Genomic DNA, 16,969 nt, shown 5'->3' on the forward strand with positions numbered 1-16,969 from the left:
TACAAACTGCAGGAGTTTTTTTTAAAATTAAAGAAAGAAATTCCATTTAATTTTATGCCATTATCAAAGCGTTTGCAGTATTTTTTATTTTGATTATAAGATATAGTTTACATGAATATTACTGTTGCTTAGGATTAAATTTAGCATCGAAAAATAAATTTATTTTCAAGTCCTTTATACGATTTAAATAATTAATTTTGCAACTTCTTAAAATTAAAATTATTACTTAATATATTATGGTAAAAGATTTATTCGAAAGGATTCAAAACAATAAAGGACCTTTAGGAAAATGGGCTTCTCAAGCAGAAGGTTATTTTGTTTTTCCTAAATTAGAAGGAGAACTAGGTCCAAGAATGCAGTTTGGTGGAAAGGATATTTTGAACTGGAGTTTGAATGATTATTTAGGACTTGCTAATCACCCAGAAGTGCGTCAAGTTGATACTGAAGCAGCGGCTAAATATGGTGCAGCTTACCCAATGGGAGCTCGTATGATGAGCGGACAAACTAAATACCACGAGCAGTTAGAAAATGAGTTGGCAGATTTCGTAATGAAAGAATCCGCTTATTTATTGAATTTTGGATACCAAGGAATGGTGTCAATAATTGATGCTTTAGTTACTAAAAACGATGTGATTGTTTATGATGTTGACGCTCATGCTTGTATTATAGATGGAGTTCGTTTGCACATGGGAAAACGTTTTACGTACCGCCACAACGATGTGGAAAGTATGGAGAAAAACCTGCAACGCGCAACAAAATTAGCTGAAGAAACTGGTGGAGGAATTTTATTCATCACAGAAGGTGTTTTTGGAATGCGTGGTCAGCAAGGAAAATTGAAAGAAGTTGTTGCTATGAAGCAAAAATATAATTTCCGTTTACTAGTTGATGATGCACATGGTTTTGGTACTTTAGGTAAAACTGGTGCTGGAGCAGGTGAGGAGCAAGGAGTTCAGGATGATATCGATGTTTATTTTTCTACTTTTGCTAAATCGATGGCAAATATTGGTGCGTTTGTAGCTGCTGATAAAGATATTATCGATTATTTAAAATACAACATGCGCTCTCAAATGTTTGCAAAATCATTGCCAATGATTCAAACTATTGGATCATTAAAACGTTTACAATTGTTGCGTGATAACCCAGGATTGAAAGATAAATTATGGGAAAATGTTAATGCATTACAAAGCGGATTAAGAAGTAAAGGATTTAATATTGGAGATACAAATACTTGTGTAACACCTGTTTATTTAGAAGGAAGTGTGCCCGAAGCGATGGTTATGGTAAATGATTTAAGAGAGAACTACGGTATTTTCTTGTCTATTGTAATTTATCCTGTAATACCAAAAGGAATGATTTTATTAAGAGTAATCCCTACTGCACCGCATACATTAGCAGATATTGATCAAACTTTAACTGCTTTTGAAGCCATTCGTGAAAAATTAGAAAACGGAACTTACAAAGAAATTGCTTCTAAAACCAAAGTAGATTTAGACGCTTAAATTTTATTCGTTAAAATCTCTAGCAAATTAATTTTATAAAAATAAAATTTTTAAAGCTGTAGATTTAAAAAAATCCATTCTTCAAAGAATGGATTTTTTTTGTTAAAATCCATATTGAATAATCTATCTTTATTGAACTCTAAATAAAAAATATAAAAAAAATAATCTTTAGCGCCGTACTAATAAGTTTCTTTATTTCGTGTAAAAAGGAAAGTAAAGACCATCAACTCCAACTAGAAAAAAATACTATTAAAAAAGTAAATACTCCGGAATGTTACTTGGGTGTTATTAAAAAAGATAGTGTTTTAATGCATTTGAATTTTGAAGGGAATCAACTGATTTCTGGTAATTTAATTTATAATTTTTATGAAAAAGATAAAAATGAAGGTTCGATTGTTGGACAGTTAAAAGGAGATACACTTTTTGCAGACTATACTTTTACCTCAGAAGGTGTTTTATCTGTGCGTGAAGTTGTTTTTTTAAAGGAAGGTAATAATTATATTGAAGGTTTTGGTGAAACCGTTGATGATAATAAAGGAAAAGTAAAATTTAAAGATAAGAAAAAATTAATTTTTGATGGAAAATTAGTACTTGCAAAAACAGCGTGTAAGTAGTCTTTTTTTTAATTTAAAGTTTATAATTAAAAAATCCCATTGACAATTTGTGAATGGGATTTTTTATATCATCTAGTTTAAACTTTTTTTGTAGGTACATCTTCTTTTGTGTACCACTGTGTTAAAGTGTTTCCATAAATTAATACTAGCAGCGTTATCCGCTAACTCAGGCGTTCTAAAGCAATTAATGATTCCCTTTTCTTTAAAAGTTTCGTAGTATTCTTTAAATATAACAGCCGTAACTGCTTTATTTTGATATTCTGGAAGTACTCCTATAAGATAAAAAAGCACATCTTTACTTTGTTTTTTCGCTCTTAACAAATGTAAAAAGCCAAAGGGAAATAACTTTCCATTTGCTTTTTGCAACGCTTCTGTAAAAGAGGGCATAACGATGCTGAATGCTACAATGTTATCGTCTTTATCAATTACAAATTTGATAAATTCAGGATTGATGAAGCTGATGTATTTTTTTTTGAAATATTCTTTTTGTGTGTCAGAAATAGCTACAAAAGTAGATAAAGAAGCGTAAGATTTATTAAATAGATCGAACATTTGGTCCACAAGTGGCATTACTTCTTTGGTAGTTTTAAAATTAAGAGGTCTTAACTGATACCTTCTTTTTACTAAATCATTCGCTTTTTCAAAAAACTCAGGTTTTACGTTTTCAAAAGGAAACTTGCTTTCAATATATTCTTTTTCTTTAACGTAACCCAACTGTTCAAAATGTGTAGCATAGTAAGGACTGTTATACCATGTAATCATTGTTCCTACTTCATCAAATCCTTCTGTTAATACGCCTACTTTGTCAAGGTTAGAAAAACCCATAGGGCCTTCTACGTAATCCAACTTGTGTTTTCGACCTAGTTCATAGACCTTCTCTAAAAGTGCTTTTGTAACTTCAATATCGTCAATTACATCAAACCAACCAAAACGAACCTTCTTTTTTTGTTGATCATTTACTTCACTCCAGTTAATGATGGCGGTAATCCTTCCTACTATTTCATTATTTTTTTTAGCAACGTAAAAATAGGCTTCTGCCGTTTCAAAAGCGGGATTTGTTATTTTATCAAAACTCTCGAGCTCATCTAATATCAAAGGTGGAACAAAATTTTTATTGTTCTTATATAATGTAAAGGGAAATTTTATGAATTCTTTTAATTCCTTCTTCGATTTTGCTTCTTCAATTGTAATCATGCTATTTTTTAAAATTCAATTATCCTTTTTTTATTTTTTTTTGTGTTTTTTTTGCTTTTTTATCTCCTTTGATATCAGGATTGGCAGCATTTCCTGTATCAATTTTCATTCTTACTTCTTTGTATTTTGCATCATAACGCCAAGAAAGACCAATTCCGCCATAAAGTATAGAAGGTGTATTTTTTAGACTCGAGCTAATTGATGCGTCAATTTGCATGTTTTTATTGACTAAATAGGCAGCGCCACCTCTTACGATTGCGTCACTATAAAAATCACTCTTAAAACCTTGATTTTCTATAAATCCAGACCAGTTGTCATTAAATCCTCTAGTAAGGGTTAGCACATAACCATAACTTGGAAAATCAGTTGTAATATAATCGCCAATAATATTGGTTACAAAAACCCATTTACCATCGCCAAAATGATTTTGAGTAATTAACATAATTTTTGGAGACACACTAGATTGGGGAGAAAACGAGTAAGGATTGTCTTTCATGATTACATTTGCACCAGCAAAAATAGAGAATGCAGGCACAAATTGGCGCCAGTTGAAACCGTGATTTGCTTTCCAGCTGTATAGATTAACCTTTTTTTCATAATTCTTAAAAGGATCGTAAATCAAATATTTGGCTCCCAGAACAGTTTGTTTAAAATCGGCTATCTTGGTGTTTTTAAACAGAGAAGTATATTTCTCATTTTGATATTGAATATCGGCAATCAATTCAAGATTTTCCAAGAACAAACCCCATCTTAAAGTTGCGTCTAAACCGAAACCATTGGCGTCATAATTTAAAAGACTATGATTTTGTTTTATACCGTAAATTCCAGTTTCTATTTGAATGACTGATTTTCCAACAGCAAAAGCAGACATAGTTTCACCTGGTCTATTAGAGTTTATTTGATCCGTATGTTGCCCGTAATGTAGGATTGGAAACATTAAAAAGGCAGTCAAAAGTGTGATTTTAATTCTAGACATATTGTTTTTTAGATTAGAAAGTAACAATGCTTTTCAAATGTACTATATTTTATTATTTATTTAAGAATGATATCTTACTTTTGAACGTTTGATTTATTAATTTTGAAAAAAAAAATATATTTATGCAAACAGCTTCTTTTACTGGTTTTATAAAAGCAATTTTTTATATGATCGCTTTCTACTATATTTTCCGCTTTTTGGCAAAGTTGTTTTTGCCTTTATTAGTTAAAAAAGTGGTAGAAAAAGCAGGACAAAATATGCAACAGCAACAACAAGATACTTGGCAAAAAACTCAAACTAAGGAGGAAATCTTATACAATAGCAACTCTAGTAAAAATCCACGCGAGACCAAAAAAGTTGGAGATTATGTTGATTACGAAGAAATAGATTAAGTTTGCCGTTTTAATACCTAATATACTTTAATTCAAACTTTTTTTAAATTGAAAATAATAAATAAGTTCTATCCGCACGCACTTGCCATTTTTGGTTTTGTATTGGTTTCTTTAATCTATTTTTATCCTGTATTGCAAGGAAAGCAAATTTCACAATCAGATATTGTGCAATATACTGGAATGGCTAAAGAACAAAACGACTTTAGAGCTACTGATAATGCGGAACCTTATTGGACAAACTCTGCTTTTGGTGGTATGCCAACCTACCAATTGGGGGCTAAATATCCTCATGATTACATAGGTGCTATTGATGATGCATTGCGTTTTTTACCGCGTCCTGCCGATTATTTATTTTTATATTTTTTAGGTTTTTATGGACTAATGTTAGTCCTTAAAGTAGATCCTTTGAAAGCTTTTTTTGGAGCCTTAGCGTTCGGATTATCCACTTATATGATTATTATTCTCGGAGTAGGGCATAATGCAAAGGCACATGCTATTGCTTACATGCCTCTTGTTATTGCGGGGTTTATTTTAGTTTTTCAAAAAAAGTATATTCTCGGAGGTCTTCTTACCCTTTTTGCGACAGCATTAGAAATTAGTGCGAATCACTTTCAAATGACGTATTACCTTCTAATTTTCTTATTGATACTTTGCGCTTATTTCATCTATCAACAAATAAAAGATAAAGAGTACAAAGCGATGCTTTACTCTTTGGGGACATTAGCAATTGCTGGAATTTTTGCCATTGGCGCCAATGCTACAAATTTATTAGCAACAACAGAATATACCGATTTTAGTATTCGTGGTAAAAGCGAATTGACTTTTAATCCTAATGGTTCAAAGAACGAAACAACAAGTTCAATGAGTAGAGACTATATTACGGAGTATAGTTATGGGATTATGGAAAGTTTCAATTTGATTGCCCCACGATTATTTGGAGGTTCTAATAATGAAGCGGTAGGCAAGGACAGTCATATGTACGAATTTATGATTGGCCAAGGAGTTCCTGAAGCGCAAGCAACTGATTTTGTATCGGGAATGCCAACCTATTGGGGAGATCAGCCTATCGTAGCAGCTCCCGCATATATTGGGGCTGTAGTTTTCTTTCTAGCGATTTTGGCTTTGTTTATAGATCAACGTAAAATAAAATATGTATTCCTTTCAGGAGCTATTGTAGCATTAATTCTTTCTTGGGGGAAAAACTTCCCTGTTGTGACTAACTTTTTTATAGATTACATTCCTTTATATGATAAGTTTAGGGCTGTTTCTTCTATACAAGTTGTTTTAGAGTTGTGTTTTCCAGTATTGGCTATCATGGGTTTACAATCCTACTTTAAATTGGATAAAAAACTACAATGGAAAGCTCTATATGAAACTGCAATTCTTGGTTTAGGAATTATAATAATTCTATTCCTGAGTAAAAGTATGTTTAGTTTTTCTGGAGGCAGTGATGCTGCTTACAGAGAAAGTTACGGACCTGATTTTGTAGCGGCACTTAAGTTAGATCGTATGAGTTTATACAGTGCCGATTTATTGCGTTCAGGATTCTTCATGCTATTGACAGGAGGAATTTTGTGGTTTGCAATGAAAGACAAACTGGCTCAAAAAACCGCTATTATAATTATTGGTTTAATTATGGTTTCTGATTTGTTTTTTGTGGACAAAAAATACGTCTCTGCAAAAGATTTTGTAAGAGGTAGTGAAGTAACAATGCCATTTACTGAAACACCAGCAGATGCACAGATTTTGAAAGATACTTCTAATTACAGAGTTTTTGAAGTAGCTGATTTGTTAGGCGCAAGAGCTTCCTATTTTCATAAATCTATCGGTGGTTATAGTGCTGTTAGACCTCGAAGAATGCAACAATTAGTAGATTATCAAATCGCTAAAAACAATATCGAAATTCTAAGCATGCTTAACGTTAAGTATGTTATCCAAAGAGATAAAGAAGGAAATGAATTTCCAACAGTAAATCCAGATGCAAATGGGAATGCTTGGTTTGTGAGTCAAGTAAAAATCGTTTCTTCTCCAGATCAAGAGATGAAAGCGTTGGACAGTTTAGATTCTAAGAATGTGGCTGTTATCAATAATAAAGATTTTAAAATTAGTGGTAAGGCTTTCGCCAAAGATAGCCTAGCAAGAATTACTTTGAATTCTTACAAGCCCAACCATTTAATATATAAGTCAGATAATTCGAACGAAGGTTTAGCTGTTTTTTCTGAAATGTATTATAAAAAAGGATGGAATGCGTATATCGATGGAAAGAAAACAGAACATATTCGAGTAGATTACGTTCTAAGAGGATTGCAAATTCCAGCAGGAAAACATACAATAGAATTCAAATTTGAACCGGAAGTCATACAAACAGGAAGTACAATTACTTTAGTTAGTGGTTTTGGAATCTTATTGCTTTTAGTGGGAGGAGTTTATTTTGAAAGAAAGAAAAGAGTTCAGATTTAGGATTTTTGATTAACGATTGTAGATTTAAGGTTTCTTAAATCTACAATCCAACTTCGTTAATCTTTAATCATTTATTATATTAATAGACCATGTACTTTTGGAAAATAAAAAAATCCTTATAATAACCTATTATTGGCCACCTGCGGGAGGACCTGGCGTACAACGTTGGTTGAAATTTGTGAAATATTTGCCAGATTTTGGAATTCAGCCTATTGTTTATATTCCTGAAAATCCAACTTATCCTATTGTGGACGAAAATTTGGTAAAGGAAGTTTCAGATAAAGTAATTATTCTAAGAAATAAAATATTCGAACCGTATCAACTGGCTTCATTTCTTTCCAAAAATAAAACTAAAAAAATAAGCTCGGGCATTATTCCAAATCAAAAGAAACAGTCTTTTTTAGACAAAACCTTTCTTTGGATTCGAGGAAATCTTTTTATACCAGACGCCCGTGTGTTTTGGGTTAAACCTTCTGTTTCCTATTTAGAAAAATATATTGTACAAAATAATATTGATACCATTATTACTTCTGGGCCACCGCATAGTTTGCATCTTATTGGTTTAGAATTAAAACAGAAATTAGATCTAAAATGGTTTGCTGATTTCCGTGATCCATGGACTACTATTGGCTATCATAAATCGTTGCGTTTATCAAGTTTTGCTGCAAAAAAACACAAAGTTTTAGAACACCAAGTTCTGAATTCAGCCGATATGATTATTGTAACAAGTAAGACAACTAAAACCGAATTTGAGGCAATTACCGCAAAACCAATTACAGTGATTACAAATGGTTATGATGCCGAACAAGTGGAGAAACAGACTTTAGATTCTAAATTCAGTTTGGCTCATATTGGTTCGTTTCTATCGGAACGAAATCCGTTGATTTTATGGGAGAGTTTAGTAGAATTAGTCCAAGAAATACCTGATTTCAAATCGCATTTAGAAATTAAATTAATTGGCGCAGTTAGCCAAGAGGTTTTAGAAACGATAACTCAGTTTGGTTTAAATTTTTATTTAAATAATTTAGGATACGTTTCACATAAAGAAGCCATAGCGCATCAAAGAAAATCGCAAGTTTTATTGTTGATAGAAATTGACTCTGAGGATACAAAAAGTATTATTCCAGGCAAATTATTCGAATATATGGTTTCTAACAGACCTATTATTGCTATTGGACCTGAAGGTTCTGATTTTGCAGAAATTATAACCGATACGAATACCGGAGTGTTCTTCAAATATTCCGAAAAAATGAAGTTAAAAAGTGTAATTTTAGACTTTTATAATCAATTTTTAGAAGGGAAATTACAATCAAATGGAGTAGGACTTCAAAAGTTTTCTAGAAAAAGTTTAACCAAAGAACTGGCTCATTTGATTCAGTCCCCTTTTTAATATCAAACCTAACACCCTTAACCTTTCATGGGAATCGTACTAAATCAATCTTTAAAGAATACAATAATTACTTATTTGGGTTTTGGGATTGGAGCCATAAATACGCTTTATTTATATCCGGTACTTTTGGGTGCTACATTTTATGGGTTAACAAATTATATTACTTCTTGCGCTAATGTGATCATGCCTTTGTTTGCCATTGGTATGCAAAATACTTTAGTTAAATTTTATTCTCAGTATGAAACCGATGCTGAAAAATCTAGGTTTTTATCTTTTACGGTATTATTTCCATTAGTGGTGATAGTACCAATGGTTTTAACAGCACTTTATTTTTATGACGAAATATTGTTCTTTCTTTCAAAAAAGAATGAAATTGTCAAAAATTATGTTTGGTTGATTCCTTTTATTGGCTTATGTATGGCCTATTTCGAAATATTTTATGCTTGGGCAAGAGTTCACATGCACTCTGTTTTTGGTAATTTTATAAAAGAAGTAGGTTTAAGACTATTTTCTTTAGTTCTATTAATTGGCGTTTATTTCGATTGGATGAGCGTTGAAGGTTTTGTTTATGCAACTGCTGGATTGTATTTCTTGGCATTTGTAGTCACTATGTTATATGCTTTTCGAATTCAAAAACCAACTTTTCAATTGGCACTCCCCAAAAATACTAAAGATATATTGACGTATACTTTTTATATTATTTTGTCAGGAAGTGTAGCTAACTTACTATTGGATGGAGACAAAATAATGCTCAACCAGTATATGATTATCGATAATATTGCTTTTTATTCAATCGCTACTTTTATCGCGTTAGTAATTTCAGTCCCGAGTCGAGCGATGCATCAAATTGTATATCCTATTACAGCCAAATTAATGCACGATAATAAGTTTAAAGAGCTAAATGTTCTGTATAAAAAAACCTCTATTAATCTGCAAGTAGTTGGTGGTTATGTGATGTTAGGGATATTTGTCAATATAAATCAATTGTACGAAATGGTTCCTAAGGAATATAGTGGTGGAATTTTAGTAGTATTTATGATTGGAATATCAAAATACTTTGATCTGATTCTAGGAAATAATAATGCTATTATTTTTAATACTAAATATTACAGAGCAGTATTATTTCTTGGTGTTCTTTTAGTAGCAGTAGCGATTGGCTTAAATATGTTATTTATTCCTATGTATGGTATTATGGGTTGTGCTTTTGCCACTTTATTATCTATAACTTTATACAGTTTAGCCAAGTTGCTCTTTGTGGTTAAACGACTGCATTTGTTTCCTTTTACAGTTCAAACGTTACATTCTCTTGGAATTACTTTTTTGTTATTTTTATTGTTTTACTTCTGGGAATTTCCCTTTAATCCGATAATTTCAATAGGTTTAAAATCAATTTTAGTAACTATTTTTTATGTCTACATTAATTATAAATTTGTTGTTTCTAAAGAAATTAATAACGCTATTGACTCCGTTCTAAAAAAAATAAAATAGTTTTTGATCCCTTTTAAAACTCAAATATCACTAAAAGTGGGTATTGTAGGATTTTAAATTTGCCTTTAAATTTGTAAGAGCTAGAAATAGCTTTAATAAGAAAAAAAGACAAAAAATATCTGCTAGAATATGAAAAGGACTAAAAGTAAAATTGATGAAGATTTAAGAAAATTTTCATCTATTCTAACAAACAAAATGAACAGTGGATTTGTAGTATTAGAAAGAAATGATAAATTACCTTATGCAATTTTAATGAAGAATAAGAAAAAAGTAGATCATATATCTAATTTTTTTATGTTCTGTGCAACACTCGGATTATGGTCTATTGCTTGGATTTATATAACTCAAGTTTCCTCTAAAGCCAAAAAAATTCTGATCGCGATTGACGAAGATGGAAATCCTTTTGAAGAGAAGTGTTTTTAATATATATTTGCCGAATTATATATTTTTAACATTTACTTATGAAAAAAACTTTACTTACAATTATTGCAATTTTATTTAATTTTGCAATCGCTTTTTCGCAGACTACTTCAATAACTGCTGTTTCAAGTTCTTTAGTTTCAGTGAAGGATGATATTGATGGACCTAAAAAAAATAATGTAAAAATTAGTTTAACTAGTCTTGCATTCAAAAATTTTCAATTACAGTACGAAAGAAGTTTAACTAAACGTATTGGAGTTGTAATTGGATATAGCTTTATAAATAAAGGTGCTGTACCATTCAAATCACAATTAAACGAGCTAGTTTCTAATAACAGTGAAGGCCAAGGAATGCTTAACAATACAGAGTTAGGATATTCAGCAATTACACCAGAAATTCGTTTTTATCTAGGACAAGGATACGGAAAAGGATTTTACATTGCTCCTTTTTACAGACACTTAAAATATGATATTTCGGGAATTAATTTTGAATATAATAGTGATCTTAGTACTCAAAAAGAAGATATTGATATGGGTGGTAAACTTACTGCAAATACTTTTGGATTGCAGTTTGGAGCTCAATTTAATTTAGGAAAACACATTATTCTTGACTGGTGGATCGTAGGACCACATTACGGTACTTCAAAAGGTGATTTTGTTGGAAAAACAGATAGATTATTGACACCTTATGAGCAATCTCAACTTCAAAGAGAACTTGACGATATTGATCTTCCTTTAGGAGATGTTAAAGCTAAAGCTAATGCAAACGGGGCTACAATTAACATCAGTGGACCATGGGGCGGAGTTCGAAGCGGTTTAAGCTTAGGTTACAGATTCTAATTAATCCATAACATAAAAAAAGCCGATAAATGATTTTGTATTTATCGGCTTTTTTTTATTTCTTTAATACTGCTTTCAAATAGGTTCCGGTAACAGACTTCTTATTTTTTTCAACTTCTTCAGGAGTTCCAACGGCTAATAATTGACCTCCATTTTCTCCTCCTTCAGGTCCTAGATCAATCAGCCAGTCGGCACATTTTATAAGATCAAGGTTATGTTCAATAACAATAATAGAATGTCCTTTCTCTAGTAAAGCATCAAAAGAGGTTAGTAATTTCTTGATGTCATGAAAATGCAATCCAGTTGTAGGCTCATCAAAAACAAAAAGTGCTTTGTCTTTCGTGGCTCCTTTTACTAAGAAAGAGGCTAGTTTAATACGCTGTGCTTCACCACCAGAAAGTGTTGAGGAAGATTGTCCTAATTGTACATATCCTAATCCAACATCTTGCAACGGTTGTAATTTCTGAATGATTTTAGCTTGCTTGTTAGCGATAAAGAAAGCAATTGCATCATCAACAGTCATCGTAAGAATATCGTGTATATTTTTGCCTTCAAAGTTAACTTCTAGTACTTCTTTTTTAAATCTTTTTCCGTTGCAGGTTTCACAAGGCAATTGTACATCGGCCATAAAGACCATTTCTACGTTTATAGAACCTTCTCCTTTGCAAGTTTCACAACGCCCACCATCTACATTAAATGAAAAATGTTTGGCTTGATATCCTCTTATTTTTGATAGTTTTTCTTTTGCATACAATTCTCTAATGTCATCATAAGCTTTGATATACGTAACCGGATTAGAGCGTGAACTGCGACCAATAGGATTTTGATCTACATATTCAATATGTTTAATTTGAGAAAAAGAACCAGTTATTTCAGTGAATTGACCCGCCTTTTCGCCTATATTATCCAACTTTTTCTGCATGGCTGGAAACAAAATTTTCTTAATCAAGGTACTTTTTCCACTTCCAGAAACTCCAGTAATTACTGTTAAAACATCTAAAGGGAAAGTAACATCTATATTTTGAAGATTATTTTCTCTCGCTCCTTTTATTTCAATGTAGTTTTTAAATAATCTTCGTTTTTTAGGAACTGAAATTTCTAAGTCTCCATTTAAATATTTTGCGGTTAATGAAGTCGATTTTAGAATTTCTTCAAATGTGCCTTGAGCGACAAGATTTCCTCCTAAAGTTCCTGCTTCTGGACCAATATCGATAATCATGTCGGCTGCTTTCATAATGTCTTCATCGTGTTCTACCACAATAACAGTATTTCCTAAATCTCTTAAAGAAAGCAATACTTTTATCAATCGCTCTGTGTCTTTTGGGTGTAAACCAATGCTAGGTTCGTCTAGAATATACATCGAACCCACCAAACTACTACCTAATGAAGTGGCTAGATTAATACGTTGTGATTCTCCACCAGAAAGAGTTGCAGAATTTCTATTTAGTGTTAGATAATCCAATCCTACTTCGGTTAGAAACGATAATCTATTGTTTATTTCTAGCAATAAACGTTTGGCAATTTGTTTTTCATAAACATCTAAATCGATACTTTCAAAAAAGCGAACCAAATGCTTGATTGGTAAGTCTACCAAATCTGAAACTGTTTTTGAATTGATTTTTACATAGGATGCTTCCACTCTCAAGCGTTTTCCTTTACAAGAATAACATTTGGTTTTACCGCGATAACGAGAGAGCATTACCCTATTTTGTATTTTATAATTTTTTTCTTCTAATTCCTTAAAAAAGCCATTTAATCCTTGAAAATATTCATTTCCAGTCCAAATTAATTCTTTTTGATCTTCAGATAACTGAAAGAAAGGTTTGTGAATCGGAAAATCAAATTTATAAGCGTTATTTACCAATTCATCTCTAAACCAACTCATGCTTTCACCACGCCATGGAAAAATGGCATTTTCAAAAACCGATAAAGTAGTATTAGGAACTACTAATTCGGCATCAATTCCTATAATATTTCCGTAGCCTTCGCAAACCGGACAAGCTCCATACGGATTATTAAAACTGAATAAATGAACATTTGGCTCCAAGAAAGTAATGCCATCCATTTCAAAATTATTAGAATAGGAGTATTTTTTATCAGCGTTTAATTCCTGTAAATAACAAATTCCTTTGCCTTCAAAAAAAGCAGTTTGTACGGCATCGGCAAGACGATTATAAAACTCTTCTTCTTCCTTAACTACAATTCTGTCAATGATTAAAAGTATTTCTTTTTTATGTAATGATTCGGGTAAATCATCTAAGCGAACCATTTCGTTATTTACTAAAATTCTTGCAAAACCTTGCTGCAAAAGTACTTTTAGTTTGTCTTCTAATTTTCTTCCTTCTTCTAAATGAATAGGAGCGAGGAGTAACCATTTGCTGTCTAATTCAAAAGTTTTTACGTCAGAAACAACATCTGTTACCGTATTTTTTTTGACTTCCCGACCAGAAACAGGGGAATACGTTCTTCCAATTCGAGCAAAAAGTAGTTTTATATAATCGTAGATTTCTGTAGAGGTTCCTACAGTAGAACGCGCATTGGTTGTATTTACCTTCTGTTCGATAGCAATAGCTGGAGCAATTCCTTTTATGTATTCTACCTTTGGTTTGTCTAATCTTCCCAAGAATTGTCGCGCGTAAGAAGATAAGCTTTCTACATAGCGACGTTGTCCTTCGGCATAAAGCGTATCAAATGCTAAGCTTGATTTTCCCGAACCTGAAAGTCCAGTAATAACAACTAATTTATTTCTAGGAATCGCAACATCTACATTTTTTAAGTTATGTACTTGTGCTCCTTTTATAATGATATTTTTCTTTGGATCTAATTTAGAAAGGTCAACTTGCATAAAAATGATAATTTTTACAAAAGTAAACAATTTTAAACAGAGAAAGAGGAATGAACAAATCACAAATAATGATTAAAGTAGGGAGGAAATACTCTTTTTTTGGTGTGAGGTATTTGTATTTACCATTAAAAAAATAAATTCTAATTTTTTAAAAATAATAATTAAACAAAAACCATTAAAACCCACAACTTTCATTTTCTTATTCCGATAACTGCTTTTTACTTTTCTTGGTACTAAAATATTTATAATGTAAACCAGAACTATGATAAAGGGTGAATTTAATTCTCTGATAATCAATAGTTATTTTAACTCTTTTTTTTATGTACCTAATTTAGCTTAAGTTACAGTATCATTGAAAAATTAAAAAATCCTACATCAGTCGAAAAGTAGTAAGAGCTATTGTAACAAATTATAATTTTAATATGTTAAATTTTTTTAACATTACTTGCTTCTTCAAATAATAATTAGTTAAATTTGACCACACAATAACCCAAATAAACAAAGCCTATAATCAAAAACTACTTTTTAGAGCAATCTACCAATTTTAATTAAAAACTAAAAAGTATTATTATGGTTAATATACAACTTCCAGACGCGACATTAGTTAAGGAATATGTTGCAGGTAATGAGGATGCCTTAGCTACACTAATAAAAAGGCACCAGTCAAAAATCTACGGATTCATTTATTCTAAAATAGCAGATAAAGACATTACTAACGATGTTTTTCAAGATACTTTCATCAAAGTAATTAAAACCTTAAAATCAAATTCGTATAATGAGGAAGGTAAATTTTTACCTTGGGTAATGCGTATTTCTCATAATTTAGTAGTAGATCATTTTCGTAAAAACAAAAAAATGCCTTTGTATAGAGAAACTGAAGAGTTTTCTATTTTCTCTATTATGTCTGATGATGCTATGAATATCGAAAACAAAATCATTGCTGATCAAGTAGAAATTGATCTCAAAAAACTAATAGAAGAACTTCCTATTGACCAGAAAGAGGTTTTAGTGATGCGTATGTATCAGGATATGAGTTTCAAAGAAATTTCAGAATCTACGGGAGTTAGCATCAATACTGCATTAGGAAGAATGCGTTATGCACTGATGAATTTGAGAAAAGTGATTGATAAACACCAAATTATTTTGACCAATTAACAATATATTTTAGTGACCTGCGTTGTTATATAAAAGCAAATAGGGATTACGATATGGCAAAAATTTACTCAAAAAAAGCATTAGTTTCAAAAGTAATGAAACCTAGTGAAGAAACAGTTTCTTTTTTATTAAGCTATTCTAAAGCATTAAGCATAGTAAAAATTGATAATAAAAGTTTCGAAATTATTTCTAATTAAATACTTAATTACGTATTAATTAGATAAAAAAATCCCAATATTTTCAAGTTTAAATATTGGGATTTTTTTATTTATTTTTTTTATAATATTGGTCTAAAACTGTTTTTCTTCCAATGGTTTTAGTAATAATATCTTTCTCTAAATCCCAGCCACGTGCGGGCGAATATTCTCTTCCATACCAAATGATCTGCAAGTGCAAATCATTCCATATTTCTTCTGGAAAGATTCGTTTGGCATCTTTTTCTGTTTGAACCACATTTTTTCCATTAGTCAAATTCCATCGATACATCAATCGATGAATGTGTGTATCAACCGGAAAAGCAGGTACTCCAAAAGCTTGAGACATCACCACACTAGCCGTTTTATGACCAACAGCTGGCAATTCTTCTAAAAACTCAAAACTTTGAGGTATTTTCCCATCATGCTTGTCAATCAAAATGTGAGATAAACCATGAATTCCCTTAGATTTCATAGGTGATAAACCGCAAGGCCGAATGATTTCCTTAATTTCCTCTACAGACATTTTAATCATATCATACGGATTATCTGCCTTTTCAAATAGCAATGGAGTAATCTGATTGACGCGAACATCAGTACATTGTGCTGACAATAAAACCGCAATCAACAACGTATAAGGATCCTTATGATCAAGTGGTACCGGAATGGTTGGATATAATTCTTTTAACGTATTTATAACAAAAGTTACCCGTTCCTGTTTGTTCATTTTTGTATTTTTAGCACTGTAAAAATAGTGTAATTTTTAAGATGTGCCTAATCCAGCTGTTCCTTACAAGTCCTCCTTCATAAAACTTTTTTTCTAAATTTATAAAGGAGCTTCCTGCCGGTCGCTCTTTATAAACAAGAAAAAATAGTTTTTTTCAATCCGGGCTTTTCAGTGCCATCTGGGGCAAGTACACAATACAGAAAGAATTTATAAATAATTTAAAATAAAATGTATGACAACATTAAAAAAAGGAGATAAAGCGCCTAATTTCTCAGGATTAGATCAAGATGGTCAATTGCATAAATTATCGGATTATGCGGGAAAAAAATTAGTAGTTTTCTTTTATCCTAAAGCAAGCACACCAGGATGTACAGCCGAAGCATGTGATTTAAGAGATAATTTCGAACGTTTTCAAGCAAACAATTATGAATTACTGGGTGTTAGTGCCGATTCTTCAAAAGCGCAATTAAAATTTAAAGAGAAGTATGAATTTCCTTTCCCTCTTTTAGCAGACGAAGATAAGTCTGTGATTGAAGCATTTGGTGTTTGGGGTCCTAAAAAATTTATGGGCAAAGAATATGATGGTATTCACAGAACCACTTTTGTTATTGATGAAAATGGAATTATTGATTCAGTCATAGAAAAAGTAAAGACAAAAGAACATGCAGCACAAATTTTAGATTAATTAACTGAAATTAGTAAAACCTCGTTTAAAAAAAACAAGCGAGGTTTGTATTAATTGAATACTTTTTAAGATTTAAAACGTATTTTAATTA

General features: G+C 31.4%; 15 protein-coding genes. 11 read left to right on the forward strand and 4 right to left on the reverse strand.

Features of this window, described 5'->3' with window-relative positions; genetic code table 11:
- The first annotated feature begins 236 nt into the window (after positions 1-236).
- Positions 237-1,499, forward strand: a complete 1,263-nt coding sequence (locus H2650_RS14825; RefSeq protein ID WP_188051603.1) for an aminotransferase class I/II-fold pyridoxal phosphate-dependent enzyme — start codon at positions 237-239, stop codon at positions 1,497-1,499.
- A 308-nt stretch (positions 1,500-1,807) separates the two neighbouring features.
- Complete coding sequence (locus H2650_RS14830) at positions 1,808-2,113, forward strand: hypothetical protein (protein WP_188051604.1); 306 nt, start codon at positions 1,808-1,810, stop codon at positions 2,111-2,113.
- Between the two features lie 72 nt (positions 2,114-2,185).
- Here the strand turns inward: H2650_RS14830 and H2650_RS14835 are convergent, their stop codons facing one another.
- Entirely contained in the window at positions 2,186-3,307 is a 1,122-nt protein-coding gene (locus H2650_RS14835; RefSeq protein ID WP_188051605.1) for a GTP cyclohydrolase, read from the reverse strand.
- Between the two features lie 19 nt (positions 3,308-3,326).
- On the reverse strand, positions 3,327-4,283 hold the full coding sequence (locus H2650_RS14840) for a transporter (RefSeq protein ID WP_255462928.1): 957 nt from the start codon (positions 4,281-4,283) through the stop codon (positions 3,327-3,329).
- Between the two features lie 122 nt (positions 4,284-4,405).
- Here H2650_RS14840 and H2650_RS14845 point away from each other — a divergent pair, with 122 nt between their 5' ends.
- The 6 genes from H2650_RS14845 (at position 4,406) to H2650_RS14870 (ending at position 11,272) form a co-directional block, all read left to right on the forward strand.
- Positions 4,406-4,675, forward strand: a complete 270-nt coding sequence (locus H2650_RS14845; RefSeq protein WP_188051606.1) for a DUF4834 family protein — start codon at positions 4,406-4,408, stop codon at positions 4,673-4,675.
- Between the two features lie 48 nt (positions 4,676-4,723).
- On the forward strand, positions 4,724-7,135 hold the full coding sequence (locus tag H2650_RS14850; RefSeq protein ID WP_188051607.1) for a YfhO family protein: 2,412 nt from the start codon (positions 4,724-4,726) through the stop codon (positions 7,133-7,135).
- A gap of 97 nt (positions 7,136-7,232) precedes the next feature.
- Positions 7,233-8,525, forward strand: a complete 1,293-nt coding sequence (locus tag H2650_RS14855; protein WP_188051608.1) for a glycosyltransferase family 4 protein — start codon at positions 7,233-7,235, stop codon at positions 8,523-8,525.
- Positions 8,526-8,552: 27 nt separating this feature from the next.
- Positions 8,553-10,013: a lipopolysaccharide biosynthesis protein gene (locus H2650_RS14860; protein WP_188051609.1), complete on the forward strand. Its 1,461-nt coding sequence runs from the start codon at positions 8,553-8,555 to the stop codon at positions 10,011-10,013.
- Positions 10,014-10,142: 129 nt separating this feature from the next.
- A complete protein-coding gene (locus tag H2650_RS14865) occupies positions 10,143-10,436 on the forward strand; it encodes a hypothetical protein (RefSeq protein ID WP_188051610.1) in 294 nt (97 codons plus the stop codon).
- Positions 10,437-10,474: 38 nt separating this feature from the next.
- Complete coding sequence (locus H2650_RS14870) at positions 10,475-11,272, forward strand: DUF3575 domain-containing protein (protein ID WP_188051611.1); 798 nt, start codon at positions 10,475-10,477, stop codon at positions 11,270-11,272.
- Between the two features lie 55 nt (positions 11,273-11,327).
- On the opposite strand, the gene uvrA is transcribed toward H2650_RS14870, so the two are convergent.
- Positions 11,328-14,117, reverse strand: a complete 2,790-nt coding sequence (gene uvrA, locus H2650_RS14875; protein WP_188051612.1) for an excinuclease ABC subunit UvrA — start codon at positions 14,115-14,117, stop codon at positions 11,328-11,330.
- A 570-nt stretch (positions 14,118-14,687) separates the two neighbouring features.
- Here uvrA and H2650_RS14880 point away from each other — a divergent pair.
- Together H2650_RS14880 and H2650_RS14885 are read left to right on the forward strand one after the other, a co-directional pair.
- Positions 14,688-15,272, forward strand: coding sequence for an RNA polymerase sigma factor (locus H2650_RS14880; RefSeq protein ID WP_188051613.1), 585 nt, complete (start codon positions 14,688-14,690; stop codon positions 15,270-15,272).
- Between the two features lie 53 nt (positions 15,273-15,325).
- Complete coding sequence (locus H2650_RS14885) at positions 15,326-15,469, forward strand: hypothetical protein (RefSeq protein WP_188051614.1); 144 nt, start codon at positions 15,326-15,328, stop codon at positions 15,467-15,469.
- A 67-nt stretch (positions 15,470-15,536) separates the two neighbouring features.
- Here H2650_RS14885 and nth read toward each other — a convergent pair whose 3' ends face one another.
- The gene (gene nth, locus H2650_RS14890) at positions 15,537-16,193 is read right to left on the reverse strand and encodes an endonuclease III (RefSeq protein WP_188051615.1); all 657 of its coding nucleotides are present in this window, start codon (positions 16,191-16,193) and stop codon (positions 15,537-15,539) included.
- Positions 16,194-16,425: 232 nt separating this feature from the next.
- Between nth and bcp the strand changes: the two genes are divergently transcribed.
- On the forward strand, positions 16,426-16,878 hold the full coding sequence (gene bcp, locus H2650_RS14895; protein ID WP_188051616.1) for a thioredoxin-dependent thiol peroxidase: 453 nt from the start codon (positions 16,426-16,428) through the stop codon (positions 16,876-16,878).
- Positions 16,879-16,969: the final 91 nt, after the last annotated feature.

Source organism: Flavobacterium sp. GP15, from assembly GCF_014281985.1.
GTDB lineage: Bacteria > Bacteroidota > Bacteroidia > Flavobacteriales > Flavobacteriaceae > Flavobacterium > Flavobacterium pygoscelis.

Bases quoted from the DNA above. Each gene is read 5' to 3' on its own strand.
- H2650_RS14835 (WP_188051605.1), bottom strand. From the start codon at position 3,307: ATGATTACAATTGAAGAAGCAAAATCGAAGAAGGAATTAAAAGAATTC.
- H2650_RS14840 (WP_255462928.1), bottom strand. From the start codon at position 4,283: ATGTCTAGAATTAAAATCACACTTTTGACTGCCTTTTTAATGTTTCCA.
- bcp (WP_188051616.1), top strand. From the start codon at position 16,426: ATGACAACATTAAAAAAAGGAGATAAAGCGCCTAATTTCTCAGGATTA.
- uvrA (WP_188051612.1), bottom strand. From the start codon at position 14,117: ATGCAAGTTGACCTTTCTAAATTAGATCCAAAGAAAAATATCATTATA.
- H2650_RS14825 (WP_188051603.1), top strand. From the start codon at position 237: ATGGTAAAAGATTTATTCGAAAGGATTCAAAACAATAAAGGACCTTTA.
- H2650_RS14885 (WP_188051614.1), top strand. From the start codon at position 15,326: ATGGCAAAAATTTACTCAAAAAAAGCATTAGTTTCAAAAGTAATGAAA.
- nth (WP_188051615.1), bottom strand. From the start codon at position 16,193: ATGAACAAACAGGAACGGGTAACTTTTGTTATAAATACGTTAAAAGAA.
- H2650_RS14870 (WP_188051611.1), top strand. From the start codon at position 10,475: ATGAAAAAAACTTTACTTACAATTATTGCAATTTTATTTAATTTTGCA.
- H2650_RS14880 (WP_188051613.1), top strand. From the start codon at position 14,688: ATGGTTAATATACAACTTCCAGACGCGACATTAGTTAAGGAATATGTT.
- H2650_RS14845 (WP_188051606.1), top strand. From the start codon at position 4,406: ATGCAAACAGCTTCTTTTACTGGTTTTATAAAAGCAATTTTTTATATG.
- H2650_RS14865 (WP_188051610.1), top strand. From the start codon at position 10,143: ATGAAAAGGACTAAAAGTAAAATTGATGAAGATTTAAGAAAATTTTCA.
- H2650_RS14860 (WP_188051609.1), top strand. From the start codon at position 8,553: ATGGGAATCGTACTAAATCAATCTTTAAAGAATACAATAATTACTTAT.
- H2650_RS14830 (WP_188051604.1), top strand. From the start codon at position 1,808: ATGCATTTGAATTTTGAAGGGAATCAACTGATTTCTGGTAATTTAATT.